Consider the following 19,772-nt stretch of genomic DNA (forward strand, 5'->3'; position numbering starts at 1 on the left):
TATGTTGTGGCCAGGGACTCTGATTGGAGCCGGGGCGGGCTTTGCCATCGCCAGCATTCCGGGGGCCATGTTGGGCGGGTTGTTGGGGCAGGCGCTGGATCGGCGCCTGCAGTTGCACAGTTGGGCACACCTGCGCGAACGCCTGGGCGGCAAACCGGCACTGCGCAACGACGAACTGCTGTTCGTCCTGCTCGGGCGCCTGGCCAAGAGCGATGGACGGGTGGTCGACGGGCACATCCAGCAGGCGCGTCAGGAAATGCGCCAATTGGACATGGGCGAACCGGCGCAGCGGCGGGCGATTGCCGCGTTCAACCGGGGCAAGTCGGGAGAGGATCGCCTGCGTGGCTACCTGCGTCACCTCAAGGCCCAGCCCCACGCCGCCGAGGGTGTGCTGCGGGCCTGCTGGCGAATGGTCTGGGCCGACGGTCGGGCCGGGCGTGAGGAGCGCGAGCTGATTCTGCTCTGGGGCAAGTGGCTGGGCTGGACGACGCAGCAGGTCCAGGCCCTGGCCAGTGACTACGAGCCCAGCCGCAAGCCGCTGATGAGCAGCGCCGGCAGCTATCAGGATGCCTTGCGGGTACTCGGGGTGACCGCGACCAGCGAGCCGGCACAGATCAAGCGGGCTTATCGGCGCCTGCTCAGTCGTCACCACCCGGACAAGGTGGCCGGGATGGGCGCGACCCCGGCCCAGGTGCAGGAAGCCACCGAGAAAACCCGGGAGTTGCATCAGGCCTATGCGCTGATCCGCGAGCGCCGGGACTTCCGCTGAGGTGCAGGCGGGTTACTGGCTGTCCTGATCCTGCGGGTTCAGGTAGCCACGAACCCGCCGGACCAACTGTTGCTGGCCCGGGTTGCCCGGTATCGCCTTCAGTCCCACCTGGGTGTAGCTGGAAGTCTTCTGGCGTTTGCTGGCTTGCAGGCGCAGCAGGGCGGCTTTGCGATCCAGCGCCTTGTCCTGATAGAAGAAGTCGGCGGTCGCCACTTTCAGGCCGGGCGCCAGTTGCGCCAGGTCTGCCTTGGCGCTGGCCGGCGTCTGCGCGGCCACCAGCACCAGCTTCTGCACTTGTGGCGAGGCTTTCTCGATCAGATAGCGGGTTGCCCAGTAGGCGCCGGTGCCATGCCCCAGCAACACGATGCTGCGGGCATTCTGCTGTTGAGCGTAGGCAATGGCGGCATCGAAACGGGCAAAGATCCGCTCGGCATCGCCCTTGAGCGGGTCCTCGGCGGTGGCGGCGGGGGCCTGGTCGGGGATGTCGGCTTCGGCGCTGGCCGCCTGTTCGATCGGCTTGCTGGTGGTACTGGCGTCCTTGCTGTTGCTCGCTGCCGGCTCCGCCGGTTTTGGCGCTTCGACCACCCGTGGCAGGGAGGCGTCGCTTTGCAGGTCCGGGAGTGTCAGACTCAGGCTGCTCCACTGGGCGTCCGGCAATTGGTTGCGCAAGGGCGCGACGGCTTGAGGCCAGTCAGCGGTTTCACCGGCCCCGGGGATTATGATCACCGCACCGCTGGGCGTCGGGGTGTTGGCCGGTTTCCACAGGGCCAGGAAGGTGTCACCGGCCGCCTGCAGCTGTTGTTGCTCCTGTAGCGGCAGTTGCCGCTCCAGGGCGGTGGCGTCTTCCTGGCTGCGTTCGGGCAAGGACTGGCGTTCAACCGGTTTCTCGGCGGGCGTGTCTTTCGCCGGTGCGGGTGCCGGATCTGCCGCCAGGACCGGCGCGGCAAGCGGTAGGATCATCGACAGGCACAGCGCAGGCAGTGCCGAGCGGTAGACAGGGGGCATCGGATTTTCCAGGCCAGAGGTAATCCTGGCAGCCTAATGGGTTGGTCAGTATTTGTCAGTGTGGATGAGTCGAATCATGCGTTTTTGCTGTCTTTGGGTTATCGGCTGGCTGTGTCTTCCCTTGATCGCCTGGGCTGCGCCGGCCCCTGCGGGCAATGGCCTGCCCTTGTCCGCCGAGCAGCGCCGCTGGCTCGACGAGCATCGTGAACTGCGGGTCGGGCTGGTACTGCAGGCGCCTTACGCGCAGTACGACCGACGTCTGCAGCGCCTGTCGGGGGCCAATGTCGAGTTGATGCAGTGGCTGGCCAAGGCGATGAATGTCGAGCTGACCTGGCGTAACTTTCCCGACCAGGCCCAGTTGGAAAAGGCTCTGGAGGAGGGCGAGGTCGATCTCGCCCCGGGCCTGACCCAGACGCCGGCCGGCCTGCGCCTCTGGCTGTTCTCCGATCCGTACATGCGGGTGCCGCAGTTGGTCGTTGGCGAGCGCAACGGCGCCGGGGCCGTGGAGCTGGAAAAGCTCGACAGCCAGACCCGGGTCGCCGTGCGCATGCCCAGTGCGATTGCCGATTACCTGCGCGGTACCTACAGCAATCTCAACCTGCAGGGCGTTCCGGCGGAGCGCCAGGCCCTGCAACTGCTGTTGAGCCAGCAGGCCCGTTATGCCGTGGTCGATGAGGCGCAACTCAGTCGCCTGTCCGGCGAGGAAGAGTTCGCCGGGCTGGCGGTGGTCGGCGATATCGGTCTGCCGCAACTGTTGCGGGTGGCCAGCCGACGTGACTGGCCGGAACTGGCGGGCATCGTCGAGAAGGCGTTGCATGCGATACCGGCTCGGGACCTCGATCAACTCCACCTGCGCTGGTTGCAACCCAAGTACCCGCGCCTGTCGGCATCGCCGGGCTTCTGGCAGAACCTTTGCCTGCTGTTGGCGGTGATGTTCATGGCGGGCCTGGCGATCGTGTTCTGGTTGCGCCGCCAGCAACGCAGCCTCGAGCAGGCCCTGCTCGCCGCCCGCGAGGACCTGGCCCGACGCGAGGCCAGCGAGGAGGCCTTGCGCCTGACCCAGTTTTCCATCGACCAGAGCACCGTGGGCATTCTCTGGGTCAACTGGGACAGCCACGTGCGTTATGCCAACCGGGCGGCCGAGGAGATGCTCGGCTACCCCCCGGGCGCGTTGTTCGATCGGCCGCTGATCGACTTTGAGCCGAACCTGCACATGGACCGCTGGCTGAACCTGTGGAAGCGCGCCCGGGCCAGCGACGAGGCGCCACAAAGCTTCGAGACCCAATGCCTGCGGGCCGACGGCAGCATCCTGCCGGCCGACGTGTCCCTCAGCTTCCTGCGCTTTCGCGATGGCGAATACCTGGTGGTCTATCTCAACGATGTCACCGAGCGCCGCCGTGCCCTGGCCGCGCTGCAGGAGAGCGAGGCCCGGCTCAAGGGGATCGCGGCCAACGTTCCGGGCCTGGTATTTCGCCTGGAGCGGGTGCCGCAGACCGGCGAGCTGTACTTCCCGTATATCAGCGAGGGCAGCGAGAGCCTGGTGGGCCATGCGCCCGCCACCCTGCGTCGGCAGGAGGTCGGCCTGCGCAGCGTGGTCCATCCGGACGACCGCGCCGACTATCATCGTGTCCAGGACCTGGCGATCGATTCCGGCAGCGACTGGTCCTGGCAGGGCCGGATCATGACCCGCGAAGGCCGGCAGCGCTGGGCCGAGATCAAGGCCATCACCCGCCGTCTGGCGGATGGCACGATGGTCTGGGACGGTATCGTCTGGGACATCAGTGAAAGCAAGCGGATCGAGTTGGAACTGGCCAGTTCGCGCGAGCAACTGCGCGAGCTGTCGGCGCACCTGGAGAGTGTCCGGGAGGAAGAGAAGGCCCGTATCGCCCGGGAGGTTCACGATGAGCTGGGGCAGATGCTGACGGTGCTCAAGCTGGAAACCTCCATGTGCGAGTTGGCCTATGCCGAGCTGGACCCCGGGTTGAACGAGCGCCTGAACAGCATGAAGAAGCTGATCGCGCAATTGTTCCAACTGGTGCGCGATGTCGCGACCGCCTTGCGCCCGCCGATTCTCGATGCCGGCATCGCCTCGGCGATCGAATGGCAGGCGCGGCGTTTCGAGGCGCGGACGCAGATCCCGTGCCTGGTGCAGGTTCCGGAAAACCTGCCGGCGCTCAGCGATGCCAAGGCCACCGGGCTGTTCCGGATTCTCCAGGAGGCGCTGACCAATGTCATGCGCCATGCCCAGGCGCATACTGTGGAACTGACGCTGGCGATCGACGGGCGGGACCTGTGCCTGAGCATCAGCGATGACGGTGTCGGGTTTGTCGCCCCGAGTGGCCGGCCGACTTCGTTCGGCGTGGTCGGCATGCGCGAGCGCGTACTGATGCTGGGCGGCAGCCTGTCGCTGGAAAGCGCTGTCGGCGAAGGCACGACCCTGAGCGTTCGTGTACCGTTGGACCCGCCGCAGGCCATGCAAGCCCTTTGACCGAGCAGGAGTAAGACGTGATCCGCGTACTGGTAGCCGAAGACCACACCATCGTCCGCGAGGGCATCAAGCAGTTGATCGGCCTGGCCAAGGACCTGCAGGTGGCGGGGGAGGCGAGCAATGGCGAGCAACTGATGGAAGCCTTGCGGCATACGCCCTGCGAGGTGGTACTGCTGGATATCTCGATGCCCGGGGTCAACGGCCTGGAGGCCATTCCGCGGATTCGCGCGCTGAGCGATCCGCCGGCGATCCTGGTGCTGTCGATGCATGACGAGGCGCAGATGGCCGCCCGGGCGCTGAAGATCGGCGCCGCCGGCTATGCCACCAAGGACAGCGATCCGTCGCTGTTGCTGACCGCCATTCGCAAGGTGGCGGCGGGCGGGCGCTACATCGACCCCGAGCTGGCCGACCGGATGGTCTTCGAGGTCGGCCTGACCGATTCCCGGCCACTGCACGCGTTGCTGTCGGAGCGGGAATTTTCGGTATTCGAACGCCTGGCCCAGGGCGCCAACGTGAATGACATCGCCCAGCAACTGGCGTTGAGCAGCAAGACCATCAGTACCCATAAGGCCAGGCTGATGCAGAAACTCAACGTCACCTCCCTGGCTGAACTGGTGAAATACGCCATGGAGCACAAGTTGCTCTGACGCTTGCGCCGATGGAAAAAAGAGTGGGCGTATCCATTTGCGACAATTGTCGGCCGGGGCTGGATGATGTCATAAGGCCTGCCGTGGCGATCCGTTTGTCGGCTTATCCAATAGCGCCATCCCTGTAGGGCAATCCCTACAACAACTCTTCCAGACTGCTGAGGACAATCTCTCCCGGCCCCCGATTTGCGCTGTGTGCAGCCTTCACTAGGCTTAGACCACGGCAGTCAAAACAAAAAGGTGTGGGTATGAGCGAGGTTGATTCAAGCGCTGGGGCCAAGGACATCCTGGTCAGCTTTCGTGGCGTGCAGAAGAGCTACGATGGGGAAAACCTGATCGTCAAGGACCTCAACCTGGACATTCGCAAGGGCGAATTCCTTACCTTGCTCGGGCCCTCCGGTTCCGGCAAGACCACCAGCCTGATGATGCTGGCCGGGTTCGAAACCCCGACCGCCGGCGAGATCCAACTGGCCGGGCGCTCCATCAACAACGTGCCGCCGCACAAGCGCGATATCGGCATGGTGTTCCAGAACTATGCGCTGTTCCCGCACATGACCGTGGCCGAGAACCTGGCGTTCCCGCTGACCGTGCGCGGCCTGAGCAAGACCGACATCAGCGAGCGGGTCAAGCGTGTGCTGGGCATGGTTCAGCTCGACAAGTTCGCCCAGCGTTACCCGGCGCAGTTGTCCGGCGGCCAGCAGCAGCGGGTGGCGTTGGCCCGGGCACTGGTGTTCGAGCCGCAACTGGTGCTGATGGACGAGCCGCTCGGCGCGCTGGACAAGCAACTGCGCGAACACATGCAGATGGAAATCAAGCACCTGCACCAGCGTCTCGGCGTGACCGTGGTCTACGTGACCCACGACCAGGGCGAAGCCCTGACCATGTCCGATCGGGTGGCGGTGTTCCATCAGGGCGAGATCCAGCAGATCGCGCCACCGCGCACGCTTTATGAAGAGCCGCGCAACACTTTCGTCGCCAACTTCATCGGCGAGAACAACCGCCTCAGCGGGCGCCTGCACAGCCACAACGGCGATCGCTGCGTGGTCGAGCTGGGGCGCGGCGAGAAGGTCGAGGCCCTGGCGGTGAATGTCGGCAAGGCCGGCGAGCCGGTGACCCTGTCGATCCGCCCCGAGCGCATCAGCCTCAACGGTTCCAGCGAATCCTGCGTCAACCGCTTCTCCGGGCGTGTGGCCGAATTCATCTATCTGGGCGACCACGTTCGCGTGCGTCTGGAAGTCTGCGGCAAAACCGACTTCTTCGTGAAACAGCCCATCGCCGAGCTCGACCCGGCGCTGGCGGTCGGTGATGTCGTACCCCTTGGCTGGCAGGTCGAGCACGTTCGCGCGCTGGACCCGGTGCTCGACGCCAGCTGAAGCGCTGTACCCCAAGAGGCGAATCCATCGCCCCGTGCTTCACCAACCTGCACTCGTGGAGAGAAGAATAAATGCTCAAATCCCTGAAATTCAGTGCCCTCGCAGTAGGGCTGATGTGCGCGGCAAATGCCATGGCGGCGACCGACCTGACCGTGGTGTCCTTTGGTGGCGCGAACAAGGCGGCCCAGGTCAAGGCGTTCTATGCCCCTTGGGAGGCTCAGGCGGGCAACGGCAAGATCGTCGCCGGCGAGTACAACGGCGAGATGGCCAAGGTCAAGGCCATGGTCGACACCAAGAGCGTGTCCTGGGACCTGGTCGAAGTCGAGTCGCCGGAACTGTCCCGCGGCTGTGACGAAGACATGTTCGAGCAACTGGACCCGGCGCTGTTCGGCAAGACCGAAGACTACGTCAAGGGTGCCATCCAGCCATGCGGCGTAGGCTTCTTCGTCTGGTCGACCGTACTGGCCTACAACGCCGACAAGCTCGCTTCCGCGCCAACCAGCTGGGCCGATTTCTGGGACACCAAGAAATTCCCGGGCAAGCGCGGCCTGCGCAAGGGTGCCAAGTACACCCTGGAATTCGCCCTGATGGCTGACGGCGTTGCACCGAAAGACGTCTACAAGGTGCTGGCCGGCAAGGATGGCCAGGATCGCGCCTTCAAGAAGCTCGATGAACTCAAGCCCTACATCCAGTGGTGGGAAGCCGGTGCCCAGCCACCGCAGTACCTCGCTTCGGGCGACGTGGTGATGAGCTCGGCCTACAACGGCCGGATCGCCGCGGTGCAGAAGGAAAGCAACCTGAAGGTGGTGTGGAACGGCGGTATCTACGACTTCGATGCCTGGGCCATTCCGAAGGGCCTGGACAAGGCACGTGCCGACGTGGCGAAGAAGTTCATCGCCTTCTCGGTGATGCCGCAGCAGCAGAAGACCTACTCGGAGAACATCGCCTACGGCCCGGCCAACACCCAGGCGGTACCGTTGCTGGCCAAGGACATCCTCAAGGATATGCCGACCACGCCGGAAAACATCGCCAACCAGGTGCAGATCGACGTCAGCTTCTGGGCTGACAACGGCGAGCAACTGGAGCAGCGCTTCAACGCCTGGGCGGCCAAGTAATACACCACAGCCCTTTGTGGGAGCCGGCTTGCTGGCGGCGGCGTCCGTTCAAGCGCCGCCAATGCTGCTGGCCTTGACCTGTAGGAGCGTGGCTTGCCCGCGAAGCTTTTAGCGGCCTCAAGGGCCTATTCGCGGGCAAGCCGCGCTCCTACAGACGCCACATCGGGTGTCGGTATGCGTCAGTAACAATAAAAATTTTCCGGAGTTCGTCATGGCCATCACCGTTCCTCTGAACGAGGGGACCAGTCCCACCCTGAAGCAGCGCCTGGCACGCGCCGAGCGGGTCAACCGCTGGAAGGCCCAGGCCTTGATCGCGCCGCTGGTGCTGTTCCTGCTGCTGGTGTTCCTGGTGCCTATCGTCGCGCTGCTCTACAAGAGCGTCGGCAACCCCGAGGTGATCAGCGCCCTGCCGCGTACCGTGGCAGCCGTGTCGGCCTGGGATGGCAAGGGCCTGCCTGGAGAGGCAGCCTACAAGGCCCTTGGCGAAGAGCTGGGTGAGGCCCGCAAGAATCAGAACCTGGGCGACTTGTCCAAGCGCCTGAACATGGAGCTGGCCGGCTACCGCAGCCTGCTGACCAAGACTGCCCGCTCCCTGCCGTTCAAGACTGAACCGGCCTCCTACAAGGAAGCCCTGGAAGCCCTCGATGAACGTTGGGGCGATCCGGCTTACTGGCAGGCGATCCGGCGCAATACCAGTAGTGTCACCCCCTATTACCTGCTGGCGGCCGTCGATCATCGCATCGACGACCTCGGCGAACTGGCCCCGGCCACCCCTGACCAGGCCATCTATCTCGATATCTTTGCCCGCACGTTCTGGATGGGCCTGGTGATCACCGCGGTCTGTCTGGTCCTGGCCTATCCGCTGGCCTACCTGCTGGCGAACCTGCCGGCACGCAAGAGCAACCTGCTGATGATTCTCGTGCTGCTGCCGTTCTGGACCTCGATCCTGGTGCGGGTGGCGGCGTGGATCGTGCTGCTGCAGTCGGGCGGCCTGATCAACAGCGCACTGATGGCCATGGGGGTGATCGACAAGCCGCTGGAACTGGTGTTCAACCGTACCGGGGTCTACATCTCCATGGTGCACATCCTGCTGCCGTTCATGATTCTGCCGATCTACAGCGTAATGAAAGGTATCTCGCCGACCTACATGCGGGCGGCGATCTCCCTGGGCTGCCACCCGTTCGCCAGCTTCTGGCGGGTGTACTTCCCGCAGACCTATGCCGGTGTCGGCGCCGGTTGCCTGCTGGTGTTCATCCTGGCGATCGGCTACTACATCACCCCCGCGCTGCTGGGCAGCCCGAACGATCAGATGGTCAGCTATTTCGTCGCCTTCTACACCAACACCAGCATCAACTGGGGCATGGCGACGGCGTTGGGCGGCCTGCTGCTGCTGGCGACCGTGCTGCTGTACCTGATCTACAGCCGGCTGGTGGGCGCCAGCCGCCTGAGCCTGGGTTAAGGAGAGAATCGAAATGCTCAGTCCATACATGTCGCCCGTCGAGCGGGTCTGGTTCTATAGCTTGCGCATCCTGTGCGGGTTGATCCTGTTGTTCCTGGTCCTGCCGGTACTGGTGATCGTTCCGCTGTCGTTCAATGCCGGCAGTTTCCTGGTGTATCCGCTGCAAGGTTTCTCGCTGCACTGGTACCAGGACTTCTTCGCCTCCGCCGAGTGGATGCGCGCCCTGAAGAACAGCATCATCGTCGCCCCGGCGGCGACGGTGCTGGCGATGGTCTTCGGTACCCTGGCGGCCATCGGCCTGACCCGTGGCAACTTCCCCGGCAAGCCGCTGGTGATGGCCCTGGTGATTTCGCCGATGGTGGTGCCGGTGGTGATCATCGGCGTCGCCAGCTACCTGTTCTTTGCGCCACTGGGGCTGGGCAACAGCTTTTCCTCGCTGATCGTGGTGCATGCGGTGCTGGGTGTGCCGTTCGTGATCATCACCGTCTCGGCGACCCTGCAGGGCTTCAACCACAATCTGGTACGTGCTGCGGCCAGCCTGGGGGCATCGCCGCTGACGACGTTCCGCCGGGTGACCCTGCCGCTGATTGCACCGGGGGTGATTTCCGGGGCGCTGTTCGCCTTTGCCACCTCCTTCGACGAGGTGGTGGTGACGCTGTTCCTCGCCGGCCCCGAACAGGCGACGCTACCACGGCAGATGTTCAGCGGTATCCGCGAAAACCTCAGCCCGACCATCGCCGCCGCCGCGACCTTGCTGATCGCCTTCTCGGTGATCCTGCTGCTGACCCTGGAATGGCTGCGCGGGCGCAGCGAGAAGCTACGTACCACCCAGGCCTGAGCCTTGCCGGGCGGGGCATCCACCCCCGTGGATGCGCCCCTGGGGTGCGACTAAAGTCGTAGGAAAAGAGCCTGCTGCATGTGCGGCCAATTATCGCGGTCACGGTGCGTTTGGCGAAACATGAGGTATACAATGCGCGCCACCGTGATTCCGCTCAAAAAGGTGCGTCATGCAGCCCTTCGCAATTGCTCCGTCGATTCTTTCCGCCGACTTCGCCCGTCTGGGTGAGGAAGTGGACAACGTTCTCGCCGCCGGCGCCGACATCGTGCACTTCGATGTCATGGACAACCACTACGTCCCCAACCTGACCATCGGCCCGATGGTCTGCGCGGCGCTGCGCAAGTACGGCATTACCGCGCCGATCGACGCGCACCTGATGGTCAGCCCGGTGGATCGCATCATCGGCGACTTCATCGAGGCCGGTGCGACCTATATCACCTTCCATCCCGAAGCCACCCTGCATGTCGACCGCTCCCTGCAACTGATCCGCGATGGTGGTTGCAAGGCTGGCCTGGTGTTCAACCCGGCCACGCCGCTGGATGTGCTCAAGTACGTGATGGACAAGGTCGACATGGTCCTGCTGATGAGCGTCAACCCGGGCTTCGGTGGGCAGAAGTTCATTCCCGGGACCCTCGACAAGCTGCGCGAGGCACGGGCGCTGATCGATGCCTGCGGCCGTGATATCCGCCTGGAGATCGACGGTGGGGTGAACGTGAACAACATCCGCGAAATCGCCGAGGCCGGAGCTGACACCTTCGTCGCCGGCTCGGCGATCTTCAACGCTCCGGATTACCGCGACGTCATCCAGAAGATGCGCGCCGAGCTGGCGCTGGCCCGATCATGAGTGCCTTCGAGCAGCTCTTTGCGGGTGGGCTGCCCAAGCTGGTGATGTTCGATCTGGATGGTACGCTGATCGATTCGGTACCGGACCTGGCGGCCGCCGTCGACAAGATGCTGCTCGCCCTGGGCCGGCCCGCTGCCGGCCTGGAAGCGGTGCGCGAATGGGTCGGCAACGGCGCCCCGGTGCTGGTGCGTCGGGCCCTGGCCGGTGGCCTCGATCACTCGGCGGTGAGCGAAAGCGACGCCGAGCAGGGCCTGGAGCTGTTCATGGCGGCCTATGATGGCGGCCATGACCGGACCACGGTCTACCCCGGCGTCCGGGAAACCCTGCGCTGGATGCAGAAGCAGGGTGTGGAAATGGCCCTGATCACCAACAAGCCCGAACGTTTCGTCGCGCCCCTGCTCGACGAGATGCAGTTGGGGCGCTTCTTCCGCTGGATCATTGGCGGCGACACCCTGCCACAGCGCAAGCCCGATCCGGCGGCGCTCTTCCATGTCATGAAAATGGCCGGCATCCCGGCATCGCAGAGCCTGTTCGTCGGCGATTCGCGCAGCGATGTGCAGGCCGCCAGGGCCGCCGGAGTCGCCTGCGTGGCCCTCAGCTATGGCTACAACCATGGCCGGCCGATCGCCGAAGAGCAGCCGGCGCTGGTCATCGATGATCTGCGCGCACTGATTCCCGGTTGCCTGGAGGGCGGCGCTGAGCTAATGTCGGCGGACTGTAATCAATCCCCTCCTGGAAACGCCATCGTGGTGGTCACTCGCAAACTCTGGATGAAAGTCATCAAGGCCTTGGCCCGTTGGCGTTGGCGCGCCTGACATTTATCTGGCCGCTCCGTGCGGCGCGTTTGCATACCTGACCGTTTGAACCTCAAGCCACGAGGCACATGATGACCCGCGAAGAATTCCTGCGTTTGGCCGCTGCCGGCTACAACCGCATCCCGCTTGCCTGCGAAACCCTGGCCGACTTCGATACGCCGTTGTCGATCTACCTGAAACTGGCCGACCAGCCCAACTCCTACCTGCTCGAATCGGTGCAGGGCGGCGAGAAGTGGGGCCGCTACTCGATCATCGGCCTGCCATGCCGCACCGTGCTGCGGGTGCATGATCACCAGATCCGCGTGACCCACGACGGCGTCGAGATCGAAGCCTGCGAGGCCGATGATCCGCTGGCCTTCGTCGAGGCGTTCAAGGCGCGCTACAACGTTCCGACCATCCCTGGACTGCCGCGTTTCAACGGCGGCCTGGTGGGCTACTTCGGCTATGACTGCGTACGCTACGTGGAGAAGCGCCTGGGCCAGTGCCCGAACCCCGATCCATTGGGTGTGCCGGACATCCTGCTGATGGTCTCCGATGCGGTGGTGGTGTTCGACAACCTGGCTGGCAAGATGCACGCCATCGTCCTCGCCGACCCGGCGCAGGACAACGCCTACGAGCAGGGCCAGGCGCGCCTGCAGCAGTTGCTCGAGCAACTGCGCCAGCCGATCACGCCGCGGCGCGGGCTGGCACTCGATCGTCCACCGGCGGCCGATCCGCTGTTCCGCTCCAGTTTTACCCAGGGCGACTACGAGCGTGCGGTCGATACCATCAAGGAATACATCCTGGCCGGCGACTGCATGCAGGTGGTGCCGTCGCAGCGCATGTCGATCGACTTCAAGGCTGCGCCCATCGACCTGTACCGGGCGCTGCGCTGCTTCAACCCGACGCCGTACATGTACTTCTTCAACTTCGGCGATTTCCATGTGGTCGGCAGTTCGCCGGAAGTGCTGGTGCGGGTCGAGGACAACCTGATCACCGTGCGGCCGATCGCCGGCACCCGCCCGCGCGGTGCCACCGAGGACGCCGACCGGGCACTGGAAGACGACCTGCTGTCGGATGAAAAGGAGATCGCCGAGCACCTGATGCTGATCGACCTGGGGCGCAACGATACCGGCCGGGTTTCCGAGATCGGTTCGGTGAAACTCACCGAGAAGATGGTGATCGAGCGTTACTCCAACGTGATGCACATCGTTTCCAACGTCACCGGCCAGCTCAAGAGCGGCCTGACGTCCATGGACGCGCTGCGGGCGATCCTGCCGGCAGGGACCTTGTCCGGCGCACCGAAGATCCGCGCCATGGAAATCATCGACGAACTGGAGCCGGTCAAGCGCGGCGTGTATGGCGGCGCGGTCGGCTACTACGCCTGGAACGGCAACATGGACACCGCGATTGCCATTCGTACCGCGGTGATCAAGGACGGCGAACTGCATGTGCAGGCCGGTGGCGGCATCGTCGCCGACTCGGTGCCGGCGCTGGAATGGGAAGAAACGCTGAACAAGCGTCGCGCGATGTTCCGCGCGGTCGCCCTTGCTGAACAAACCCCCGCGTCCGACGCCTGAGGAACCCTTTGTCATGTTGCTGATGATCGATAACTACGACTCGTTTACCTACAACGTCGTGCAATACCTCGGTGAGCTGGGCGCGGACGTCAAGGTCGTACGTAACGACGAACTGACCGTGGCTGAAATCGAAGCCCTCAAGCCCGAGCGCATCGTGGTCTCGCCTGGCCCTTGCACGCCGACCGAGGCGGGCATTTCCCTGGAGGCCATCCGGCATTTCGCCGGCAAACTGCCGATTCTCGGCGTCTGCCTCGGCCACCAGTCCATCGGCCAGGCCTTTGGCGGTGATGTGGTGCGTGCCCGTCAGGTGATGCACGGCAAGACCAGCCCGCTGTACCACGAAGGCAAGGGGGTATTCGAGGGCCTGAACCTGCCGTTGACCGTTACCCGCTACCACTCGTTGATCGTCAAGCGCGAGACCCTGCCCGAGTGCCTGGAGCTGACCGCCTGGACCCGGCTGGAAGACGGCTCGGTCGACGAGATCATGGGCCTGCGTCACAAGACGCTGAACATCGAGGGGGTACAGTTCCACCCCGAGTCGATTCTCTCCGAGCAGGGACACCAGCTGTTCGCCAACTTCCTCAAACAGACCGGCGGCGTGCGCTAAGGAGTTTTCATGGATATCAAGACAGCCCTGAGCCGTATCGTCGGCCACCTGGACCTGAGCACCGAAGAAATGCGCGATGTCATGCGTGAGATCATGACCGGGCAGTGCACCGAGGCGCAGATTGGCGCCTTCATGATGGCCATGCGCATGAAGAGCGAAAGCATCGACGAGATCGTCGGTGCGGTTTCGGTCATGCGCGAGCTGGCGGACAAGGTCGAACTGCAGAGCCTCGACGGTGTGGTCGACGTGGTCGGTACCGGCGGTGATGGTGCCAACATCTTCAACGTTTCCACCGCGTCGGCCTTCGTCGTCGCAGCGGCTGGCGGTACTGTCGCCAAGCATGGCAACCGGGCGGTGTCGGGCAAGAGCGGCAGTGCCGACCTGCTGGAGTCGGCCGGTGTCTATCTGAACCTGACGCCGGTCCAGGTGGCGCGTTGCATCGATAACGTCGGTATCGGTTTCATGTTCGCCCAGACCCACCACAGTGCGATGAAGTACGCCGCAGGCCCGCGTCGCGACCTGGGCCTGCGCACCCTGTTCAACATGCTTGGCCCGCTTACGAATCCGGCTGGCGTGAAGCACCAGGTGGTGGGCGTGTTCACCCAGGCACTCTGCCGGCCACTGGCGGAAGTCCTGCATCGGCTGGGCAGCAAGCACGTGCTGGTGGTGCATTCCCAGGACGGCCTGGATGAATTCAGCCTGGCGGCACCGACCTACGTTGCCGAACTGAAAAATGGTGCAATAACCGAGTATTGGGTTCAGCCCGAAGACTTGGGTATAAAGAGTCAGAGTCTGTTTGGCCTGGTGGTGGACAGCCCGGCGGCGTCGTTGGCGTTGATCCGCGATGCACTGGGGCGCCGCAAGACCGAGAACGGCCAGAAAGCTGCGGAAATGATCGTGCTCAACGCCGGTGCCGCGCTGTATGCCGCCGATCTGGCCAGCAGCCTCAAGGAAGGCGTTGCCCTGGCCCATGATGCGCTGCATACCGGCCTTGCCCGGGAAAAACTCGAGGAGCTGGGCGCGTTCACCGCGGTATTCAAGCAGGAGAATGAAGCATGAGTGTGCCAACCGTTCTGGAGAAGATCCTCGCCCGCAAGGCCGAGGAGGTTGCCGAGCGCAGTGCGCGCCTGAGTCTGGCTGAGCTTGAGAACCTGGCTCGCGCCGCCGATGCTCCTCGCGGTTTTGCCCAGGCGCTGCTCGACCAGGCCAAGCGCAAGCAGCCGGCGGTCATTGCCGAAATCAAGAAGGCTTCGCCGAGCAAGGGAGTGATTCGCGAGCATTTCATCCCGGCGGAAATAGCCAGCAGCTACGAGAAGGGTGGGGCGACCTGCCTGTCGGTGCTGACCGACGTGGATTATTTCCAGGGCTCGGACCTGTACCTGCAACAGGCCCGTGCGGCCTGCAAGCTGCCGGTGATCCGCAAGGACTTCATGGTCGATCCGTACCAGATCGTCGAGGCCCGGGCCATGGGCGCCGATTGCATCCTGCTGATCGTCGCCGCACTGGAAGACGGGCAGATGGCCGAGCTGGCCTCGGTGGCCAAGGCTGTCGGGCTCGACGTGCTGGTGGAGTCCCATGACGCCGCCGAGCTGGAGCGGGCACTGAAGCATCTGGACACACCGCTGATCGGTATCAACAACCGCAACCTGCACACCTTTGACGTCAGCCTGGAAACCACCCTCGACCTGTTGCCGATGGTGCCGCGCGACCGCCTGGTGGTCACCGAGAGTGGCATCCTCAACCGGGCCGATGTCGAGCTGATGGAAATCAGCCAGGTGTACTCGTTCCTGGTCGGCGAAGCGTTCATGCGTGCGCAGAACCCGGGTGATGAACTGCAGCGGCTGTTCTTCCCGGAGCGCGGGACGCCGGTGATCACCGGTTCCACCCTCGATTGAAACCTGTTGTTCGAACAAGCCGGCATTGCCGGCTTTTTCATGGCCTGACTGAACGGATCTTTTTGCCATGACCCTGCCTGTAGCCTTTACCGTCGAAGCCGGCCTGCGTGCCGAACAGGATCTGCTGGCCGAAGTCTGTGCCGGCGAGCGGGACTGGGGGCTGTTGTTGTGGCAGCCCAGTGATCGTGCCCTGGTCATGCCGCGGCGGCTGAATCGGTTGCCGGGTTTTGAAGCGGCCTGTGAGGCGCTGGCGGCCAGCGGTTGGCCGGTCCTGTTGCGAGAGACCGGTGGTGAACCGGTGCCGCAGTCCTCGTCGACGGTGAACATTGCCCTGGTCTATGCGCCACCGCGCAGCGAGAGTGACCAGAACCGCATCGAAACCGGTTACCTGCGCCTGTGTCAGCCCATTTGCGAGGCGCTGGACGAACTGGGGGGTGTCGCTTCCTTGGGGGAGATCGAGGGGGCGTTCTGCGATGGTCGGTACAACGTCAACCTCAATGGGCGCAAGCTGGTCGGCACTGCTCAGCGTTGGCGGCAGAGCCGGGGCGGAACGCGTCCGGTGGGGTTGGTGCATGGTGCGATGCTGATCGACGACGAACGTGAGTCGATGGTGGCGGCGGTCAATCTGTTCTATCAGGCGTGCAGCCTGGAGCAGCGGGTGCGCGCTGCGAGCCATGTCGCCCTGCATGAGGTCTATCCGGCCCCGCTGTTCCTTGAGCGGCTGGCCGGTTCGTACCAGCAACTGCTGGCAGGTCTGCTCGACGCCTAGCGGGTACCGAAGACCACCATGGTCTTGCCCTTGACGTGTACGAGGTTCTGCTCTTCGAGATCCTTGAGCACTCGGCCGACCATTTCCCGCGAGCAGCCGACGATCCGGCCGATTTCCTGGCGGGTGATCTTGATCTGCATGCCGTCCGGGTGGGTCATGGCATCCGGCTGCTTGCACAGGTCCAGCAGGCAGCGGGCGACGCGCCCGGTCACGTCGAAAAAGGCCAGGTCGCCGACCTTGCGGGTGGTGTTGCGCAGGCGCTGTGCCATCTGTCCGCTGAGGGCGTAGAGGATGTCCGGGTCCTGCTGGGCCAGTTCGCGGAACTTGGCATAGCTGATTTCCGCCACCTCGCACTCGACCTTGGCGCGTACCCAGGCGCTGCGCTCCTGTTCGACCCCCGCCTGCTCGAACAGCCCCAACTCACCGAAAAAATCCCCGGCATTGAGATAGGCGATGATCATTTCCCGGCCGTCATCGTCTTCAATGAGGATGGTGACTGAGCCCTTGACGATGAAGAACAGGGTCTGCGAACGATCGCCGGCGCAGATGATATTACTCTTGGCCTGGTAGCGACGACGCTGGCAGTGCATCAGCAGTTTGTCGAGGTTCTTGATCTTGGAGGGGGAAGCGGAAGCCAGAGCAACCATGTTTGTATCCTGGAAAAGACTGCACGGTTTGGTTTGGTTTTTTTTAGGCGTAGCCAAAAAGCTGGCATAACGCCAGCGATTTGGCGTCAGCTTAACAGACACGCGGTGTCGAGATGGTGGAATTTAATGGACCGACCAACCGGTCGTCGCCTGAGCCCACAGGGTGCTGTGCTAAGCTGGCGACCTTTTTAATCAGTGGAGTCTTGGCGATGAAGGCACGCATCCAATGGGCTGGCGAAGCCATGTTCCTCGGAGAGTCGGGTAGCGGACACGTGGTGGTGATGGATGGCCCGCCGGAAAGTGGTGGCCGCAACCTGGGTGTACGTCCCATGGAAATGGTGCTGCTGGGCCTGGGTGGCTGCAGCAACTTCGACGTGGTCAGCATCCTGAAGAAGGCGCGCCAGCCGGTCGAGAGCTGCGAAGCGTTCCTTGAAGCCGAGCGTGCGACCGAAGATCCGAAGGTGTTCACCAGGATCCACCTGCATTTCGTGGTCAAGGGGCGGGGCCTGAAGGAATCGCAGGTCAAGCGGGCGATCGAGCTGTCGGCCGAGAAGTACTGCTCGGCTTCGATCATGCTCGGTGCCGCAGGTGTGGCCATCAGCCATGACTACGAGATCGTCGAACTCGGCTGATGCCCTGGGCAGGCTTGCGCTGTTTGTAGGAGCGGATCCGTTCTGATAAGCGGTCGCAGCCTCGCCTATGACCCGCCGGTTCAGATGCGGTAGGTGCTCTTGGTCATGACCTTGGCCAGCAGGCTCATGCCGAACTTCACCGGCGCCGGGAAGCGGAAACCGCCGGCATCGAGCGCCGACTCGGCATGGTGTTCCTCGTCGATGCGCATCTGTTCGAGAATCGCCCGGGATTTTTCGTCTTCGGCGGGCAGTTGTTCCAGATGTTCGTTCAGGTGCTTGCAGACCTGGTCTTCGGTCGCCGCGACGAACCCGAGGCTGACCTTGTCGCTGATCAGCCCGGCCACCGCGCCAATTCCGAAGGACAGGCCATAGAACAACGGATTCAGCACGCTCGGGCTGCTGCCCAACTGGCGGATACGTTGCTCGCACCAGGCCAGGTGGTCGATTTCTTCCTCGGCCGCGTGCTCCATGGCTTCGCGTACGTGGGGCAGCTTGGCGGTCAGGGCCTGGCCCTGGTACAGCGCCTGGGCACAGACTTCACCGGTGTGGTTGATCCGCATCAGTCCGGCGACATGGCGGGTATCCTCCTCGCTCATCTGCGCTTCGGGCTGGACGATGGCCGGCGATGGGCGATACGGCTGGCCGCTGAACGGGAGCAGGGTGCGCATGGCGGCATCGGCCTGCAGCAGCAGGCGGTCAATCGGCGAGTAGTGACGTTGGGTAGTCATGCTGACCTCCGGAGGAATCTCGGTCTGCAGTTTACCGCAATCCGGGGCGGAAGGTTTGAGCTGGGTCATCGGCTGGATGGCCGGGCAGCGGGAGGTTTGTGTTGGCCTGGCAGTCCCTGTCGCCAGCAAGCCGGCTCCCGCCATGATCGAGCCGCTCACGCGTTCCCTGTAGGAGCAGGGCTTGCCCGCGAACAGGGCGGCAAGCCTTGTACCGATCTTGCGATCATCTTTGCCGGCAAACCTGCTCCAACAAGGAGGCCTATCAGCCCGGAGGCCAGTTCATCTGGCGCTGACCCAGCACATGCATGTGGATGTGGTAGACCGTCTGGCCACCTTTCTCGTTGCAGTTCATCACCACGCGGAAGCCTTCCTCGCAGCCCAGCTCCAGCGCCAGACGCTGGGCGGTGAACAGGATATGCCCGGCCAGTGCCTTGTCGTCCTCGGTCAGGTCATTGAGGGTGCGAATCGGCTTCTTCGGGATCACCAGGAAATGCACCGGTGCCTGCGGGGCAATATCGTGGAACGCCAGGACCTGGTCGTCTTCGTAGATGATCTTCGCGGGTATCTCCCGGTTGATGATCTTGGTGAACAGAGTATCCACAACTGTTTCTCCATTTGCGTAGGGATGGGCCGGAGTCTGTCTGCTGCGGCCCGCGAGTTCAAGTGTCAGCGTGGGCAGTATGCCCGGGTAATCAGGCCGGCCAGTTTGCGCACCATCCAGCGGCTGCCCAGGCGTGGCAGGCGGGTGAGCCAGCGATTGCGCCAGCCGGGGATGATGATCGCGCGATTCTTGTCCAGGGCGCGTACCGTGTAGAGTGCGACTTCCTCGGGGCTCATCATCAGCCTGCTCTGCTTGAGCTTGTCGGCTTGCAACTGGGCGGTATCGAAGAAGGCGGTGCGGGTCAGGCCGGGGCAGAGCACCGAGACCTTGATCCCGGTTTTTTTCAACTCTTCGCGCAGGCCTTCGCTGAAGTGCAGGACGTAAGCCTTGCTGGCGTAGTAGCTGCTCATCCATGGCGCCGGGTGGAAGGCGGCGATCGAGGCGACGTTGAGGATCTGCCCGCCGCCCTGGATCGCCATCAGGTTGCCGAGGGAGTGGCACAGGCGGGTGAGGGCGAGGATGTTCACTTCGATCAGGTCCTGCTCGGTACCCCAGTCCTGGGCCAGGAACGGGCCGCTGGTGCCGATACCGGCGCAATTGACCAGCAGGTCGATCTGGTGCGCGCCTTCCTCCAGCTCCAGCAGGAAGCCGGACAGGCGCAGCGGTTCGCCCAGGTCGCAGGCGCGGAACAGCACCTCGACGCCGAAGCGTTGGGTCAGTTCGATGGCAATGCTTTCCAGCCGATCACGTTGACGGGCAACCAGGATCAGGTTGCGACCGCGGCGCGCCAGGGCTTCGGCCAGGGCCAGGCCGATACCGCTGGAAGCGCCGGTGATCAGGGCGTAACGGGTCATGCAATTCTCCATGGCAACGGCAACGGCAACGGCAACGGCGCCGGGCCTCGGGACAGGGAGGTCGCAAGGTCAGCGCTGTTTATTTTGCCGATAGTCTACAGGGGCCACGGTTGCTTGGCGCTGCTCT

The 19,772-nt window shown here is 63.8% G+C and carries 20 protein-coding genes; 15 read left to right on the top strand and 5 right to left on the bottom strand.

Annotated elements, in window-relative coordinates:
* Window position 1: 1 nt before the first annotated feature.
* Window positions 2–769 (top strand): TerB family tellurite resistance protein, encoded by a 768-nt coding sequence (locus ACM62G_RS15090; RefSeq protein WP_054064663.1) that lies wholly within the window; start codon window positions 2–4, stop codon window positions 767–769.
* A 12-nt stretch (window positions 770–781) separates the two neighbouring features.
* On the opposite strand, the gene ACM62G_RS15095 is transcribed toward ACM62G_RS15090, so the two are convergent.
* A complete protein-coding gene (locus ACM62G_RS15095) occupies window positions 782–1,774 on the bottom strand; it encodes an alpha/beta hydrolase family protein (protein WP_419737431.1) in 993 nt (330 codons plus the stop codon).
* Window positions 1,775–1,838: 64 nt separating this feature from the next.
* On the opposite strand from ACM62G_RS15095, the gene ACM62G_RS15100 reads away from it, so the two are divergent.
* From ACM62G_RS15100 to ACM62G_RS15160, 13 genes are all read left to right on the top strand, one after another.
* Window positions 1,839–4,262 (top strand): PAS domain-containing sensor histidine kinase, encoded by a 2,424-nt coding sequence (locus tag ACM62G_RS15100; protein WP_273825964.1) that lies wholly within the window; start codon window positions 1,839–1,841, stop codon window positions 4,260–4,262.
* A gap of 17 nt (window positions 4,263–4,279) precedes the next feature.
* The gene (locus tag ACM62G_RS15105; RefSeq protein ID WP_054057011.1) at window positions 4,280–4,909 is read left to right on the top strand and encodes a response regulator transcription factor; all 630 of its coding nucleotides are present in this window, start codon (window positions 4,280–4,282) and stop codon (window positions 4,907–4,909) included.
* 248 nt (window positions 4,910–5,157) lie between these two features.
* On the top strand, window positions 5,158–6,282 hold the full coding sequence (locus ACM62G_RS15110; protein WP_054057010.1) for an ABC transporter ATP-binding protein: 1,125 nt from the start codon (window positions 5,158–5,160) through the stop codon (window positions 6,280–6,282).
* Between the two features lie 71 nt (window positions 6,283–6,353).
* On the top strand, window positions 6,354–7,397 hold the full coding sequence (locus ACM62G_RS15115; protein WP_017902871.1) for an ABC transporter substrate-binding protein: 1,044 nt from the start codon (window positions 6,354–6,356) through the stop codon (window positions 7,395–7,397).
* A 211-nt stretch (window positions 7,398–7,608) separates the two neighbouring features.
* Entirely contained in the window at window positions 7,609–8,856 is a 1,248-nt protein-coding gene (locus ACM62G_RS15120) for an ABC transporter permease (RefSeq protein WP_054057008.1), read from the top strand.
* A 13-nt stretch (window positions 8,857–8,869) separates the two neighbouring features.
* Window positions 8,870–9,694 carry an ABC transporter permease gene (locus ACM62G_RS15125; RefSeq protein ID WP_054057007.1) on the top strand — a complete coding sequence of 275 codons (825 nt, stop codon included), beginning with the start codon at window positions 8,870–8,872 and terminating at the stop codon, window positions 9,692–9,694.
* 169 nt (window positions 9,695–9,863) lie between these two features.
* The gene (gene rpe, locus ACM62G_RS15130; protein WP_273825962.1) at window positions 9,864–10,538 is read left to right on the top strand and encodes a ribulose-phosphate 3-epimerase; all 675 of its coding nucleotides are present in this window, start codon (window positions 9,864–9,866) and stop codon (window positions 10,536–10,538) included.
* Entirely contained in the window at window positions 10,535–11,353 is an 819-nt protein-coding gene (locus ACM62G_RS15135; protein WP_054057005.1) for a phosphoglycolate phosphatase, read from the top strand. The genes rpe and ACM62G_RS15135 overlap by 4 nt, the downstream gene beginning before the upstream one ends.
* A 71-nt stretch (window positions 11,354–11,424) precedes the next feature.
* On the top strand, window positions 11,425–12,912 hold the full coding sequence (gene trpE, locus ACM62G_RS15140) for an anthranilate synthase component I (RefSeq protein WP_054057004.1): 1,488 nt from the start codon (window positions 11,425–11,427) through the stop codon (window positions 12,910–12,912).
* 13 nt (window positions 12,913–12,925) lie between these two features.
* Window positions 12,926–13,519 carry an aminodeoxychorismate/anthranilate synthase component II gene (locus ACM62G_RS15145; protein WP_054057003.1) on the top strand — a complete coding sequence of 198 codons (594 nt, stop codon included), beginning with the start codon at window positions 12,926–12,928 and terminating at the stop codon, window positions 13,517–13,519.
* A 9-nt stretch (window positions 13,520–13,528) separates the two neighbouring features.
* Window positions 13,529–14,578, top strand: coding sequence for an anthranilate phosphoribosyltransferase (gene trpD, locus ACM62G_RS15150; protein WP_054057002.1), 1,050 nt, complete (start codon window positions 13,529–13,531; stop codon window positions 14,576–14,578).
* Window positions 14,575–15,414 carry an indole-3-glycerol phosphate synthase TrpC gene (gene trpC / locus ACM62G_RS15155; protein ID WP_054064668.1) on the top strand — a complete coding sequence of 280 codons (840 nt, stop codon included), beginning with the start codon at window positions 14,575–14,577 and terminating at the stop codon, window positions 15,412–15,414. Before trpD ends, trpC begins: the two co-directional genes overlap by 4 nt.
* 67 nt (window positions 15,415–15,481) lie before the next feature.
* Window positions 15,482–16,183 carry a lipoate--protein ligase family protein gene (locus ACM62G_RS15160; protein ID WP_419737432.1) on the top strand — a complete coding sequence of 234 codons (702 nt, stop codon included), beginning with the start codon at window positions 15,482–15,484 and terminating at the stop codon, window positions 16,181–16,183.
* Here ACM62G_RS15160 and crp read toward each other — a convergent pair.
* Window positions 16,180–16,830, bottom strand: coding sequence for a cAMP-activated global transcriptional regulator CRP (crp, locus tag ACM62G_RS15165; RefSeq protein ID WP_054056999.1), 651 nt, complete (start codon window positions 16,828–16,830; stop codon window positions 16,180–16,182). The genes ACM62G_RS15160 and crp overlap by 4 nt on opposite strands.
* 209 nt (window positions 16,831–17,039) lie before the next feature.
* Here crp and ACM62G_RS15170 point away from each other — a divergent pair, with 209 nt between their 5' ends.
* Window positions 17,040–17,462 (top strand): OsmC family protein, encoded by a 423-nt coding sequence (locus tag ACM62G_RS15170; RefSeq protein WP_054056998.1) that lies wholly within the window; start codon window positions 17,040–17,042, stop codon window positions 17,460–17,462.
* Between the two features lie 80 nt (window positions 17,463–17,542).
* Here the strand turns inward: ACM62G_RS15170 and coq7 are convergent, their stop codons facing one another.
* From coq7 to ACM62G_RS15185, 3 genes are all read right to left on the bottom strand, one after another.
* Complete coding sequence (gene coq7, locus ACM62G_RS15175) at window positions 17,543–18,190, bottom strand: 2-polyprenyl-3-methyl-6-methoxy-1,4-benzoquinone monooxygenase (protein ID WP_054057052.1); 648 nt, start codon at window positions 18,188–18,190, stop codon at window positions 17,543–17,545.
* A 262-nt stretch (window positions 18,191–18,452) separates the two neighbouring features.
* Window positions 18,453–18,791, bottom strand: coding sequence for a histidine triad nucleotide-binding protein (locus tag ACM62G_RS15180; protein WP_054056997.1), 339 nt, complete (start codon window positions 18,789–18,791; stop codon window positions 18,453–18,455).
* A gap of 65 nt (window positions 18,792–18,856) precedes the next feature.
* The gene (locus ACM62G_RS15185; RefSeq protein ID WP_273826432.1) at window positions 18,857–19,645 is read right to left on the bottom strand and encodes an SDR family NAD(P)-dependent oxidoreductase; all 789 of its coding nucleotides are present in this window, start codon (window positions 19,643–19,645) and stop codon (window positions 18,857–18,859) included.
* Window positions 19,646–19,772: the final 127 nt, after the last annotated feature.

The organism is Pseudomonas sp. COR18 (genome assembly GCF_048568395.1).
Classification (GTDB): Bacteria; Pseudomonadota; Gammaproteobacteria; order Pseudomonadales; family Pseudomonadaceae; genus Aquipseudomonas; species Aquipseudomonas fuscovaginae_B.

What these genes read in the sequence shown, in the direction of transcription:
- ACM62G_RS15090 (WP_054064663.1), top strand. Translation starts at nt 2, where the DNA reads ATGTTGTGGCCAGGGACTCTGATTGGAGCCGGGGCGGGCTTTGCCATC.
- ACM62G_RS15095 (WP_419737431.1), bottom strand. Translation starts at nt 1,774, where the DNA reads ATGCCCCCTGTCTACCGCTCGGCACTGCCTGCGCTGTGCCTGTCGATG.
- ACM62G_RS15100 (WP_273825964.1), top strand. Translation starts at nt 1,839, where the DNA reads ATGAGTCGAATCATGCGTTTTTGCTGTCTTTGGGTTATCGGCTGGCTG.
- ACM62G_RS15110 (WP_054057010.1), top strand. Translation starts at nt 5,158, where the DNA reads ATGAGCGAGGTTGATTCAAGCGCTGGGGCCAAGGACATCCTGGTCAGC.
- ACM62G_RS15115 (WP_017902871.1), top strand. Translation starts at nt 6,354, where the DNA reads ATGCTCAAATCCCTGAAATTCAGTGCCCTCGCAGTAGGGCTGATGTGC.
- ACM62G_RS15120 (WP_054057008.1), top strand. Translation starts at nt 7,609, where the DNA reads ATGGCCATCACCGTTCCTCTGAACGAGGGGACCAGTCCCACCCTGAAG.
- ACM62G_RS15125 (WP_054057007.1), top strand. Translation starts at nt 8,870, where the DNA reads ATGCTCAGTCCATACATGTCGCCCGTCGAGCGGGTCTGGTTCTATAGC.
- rpe (WP_273825962.1), top strand. Translation starts at nt 9,864, where the DNA reads ATGCAGCCCTTCGCAATTGCTCCGTCGATTCTTTCCGCCGACTTCGCC.
- ACM62G_RS15135 (WP_054057005.1), top strand. Translation starts at nt 10,535, where the DNA reads ATGAGTGCCTTCGAGCAGCTCTTTGCGGGTGGGCTGCCCAAGCTGGTG.
- trpE (WP_054057004.1), top strand. Translation starts at nt 11,425, where the DNA reads ATGACCCGCGAAGAATTCCTGCGTTTGGCCGCTGCCGGCTACAACCGC.
- ACM62G_RS15145 (WP_054057003.1), top strand. Translation starts at nt 12,926, where the DNA reads ATGTTGCTGATGATCGATAACTACGACTCGTTTACCTACAACGTCGTG.
- trpD (WP_054057002.1), top strand. Translation starts at nt 13,529, where the DNA reads ATGGATATCAAGACAGCCCTGAGCCGTATCGTCGGCCACCTGGACCTG.
- trpC (WP_054064668.1), top strand. Translation starts at nt 14,575, where the DNA reads ATGAGTGTGCCAACCGTTCTGGAGAAGATCCTCGCCCGCAAGGCCGAG.
- ACM62G_RS15160 (WP_419737432.1), top strand. Translation starts at nt 15,482, where the DNA reads ATGACCCTGCCTGTAGCCTTTACCGTCGAAGCCGGCCTGCGTGCCGAA.
- crp (WP_054056999.1), bottom strand. Translation starts at nt 16,830, where the DNA reads ATGGTTGCTCTGGCTTCCGCTTCCCCCTCCAAGATCAAGAACCTCGAC.
- ACM62G_RS15170 (WP_054056998.1), top strand. Translation starts at nt 17,040, where the DNA reads ATGAAGGCACGCATCCAATGGGCTGGCGAAGCCATGTTCCTCGGAGAG.
- coq7 (WP_054057052.1), bottom strand. Translation starts at nt 18,190, where the DNA reads ATGACTACCCAACGTCACTACTCGCCGATTGACCGCCTGCTGCTGCAG.
- ACM62G_RS15185 (WP_273826432.1), bottom strand. Translation starts at nt 19,645, where the DNA reads ATGACCCGTTACGCCCTGATCACCGGCGCTTCCAGCGGTATCGGCCTG.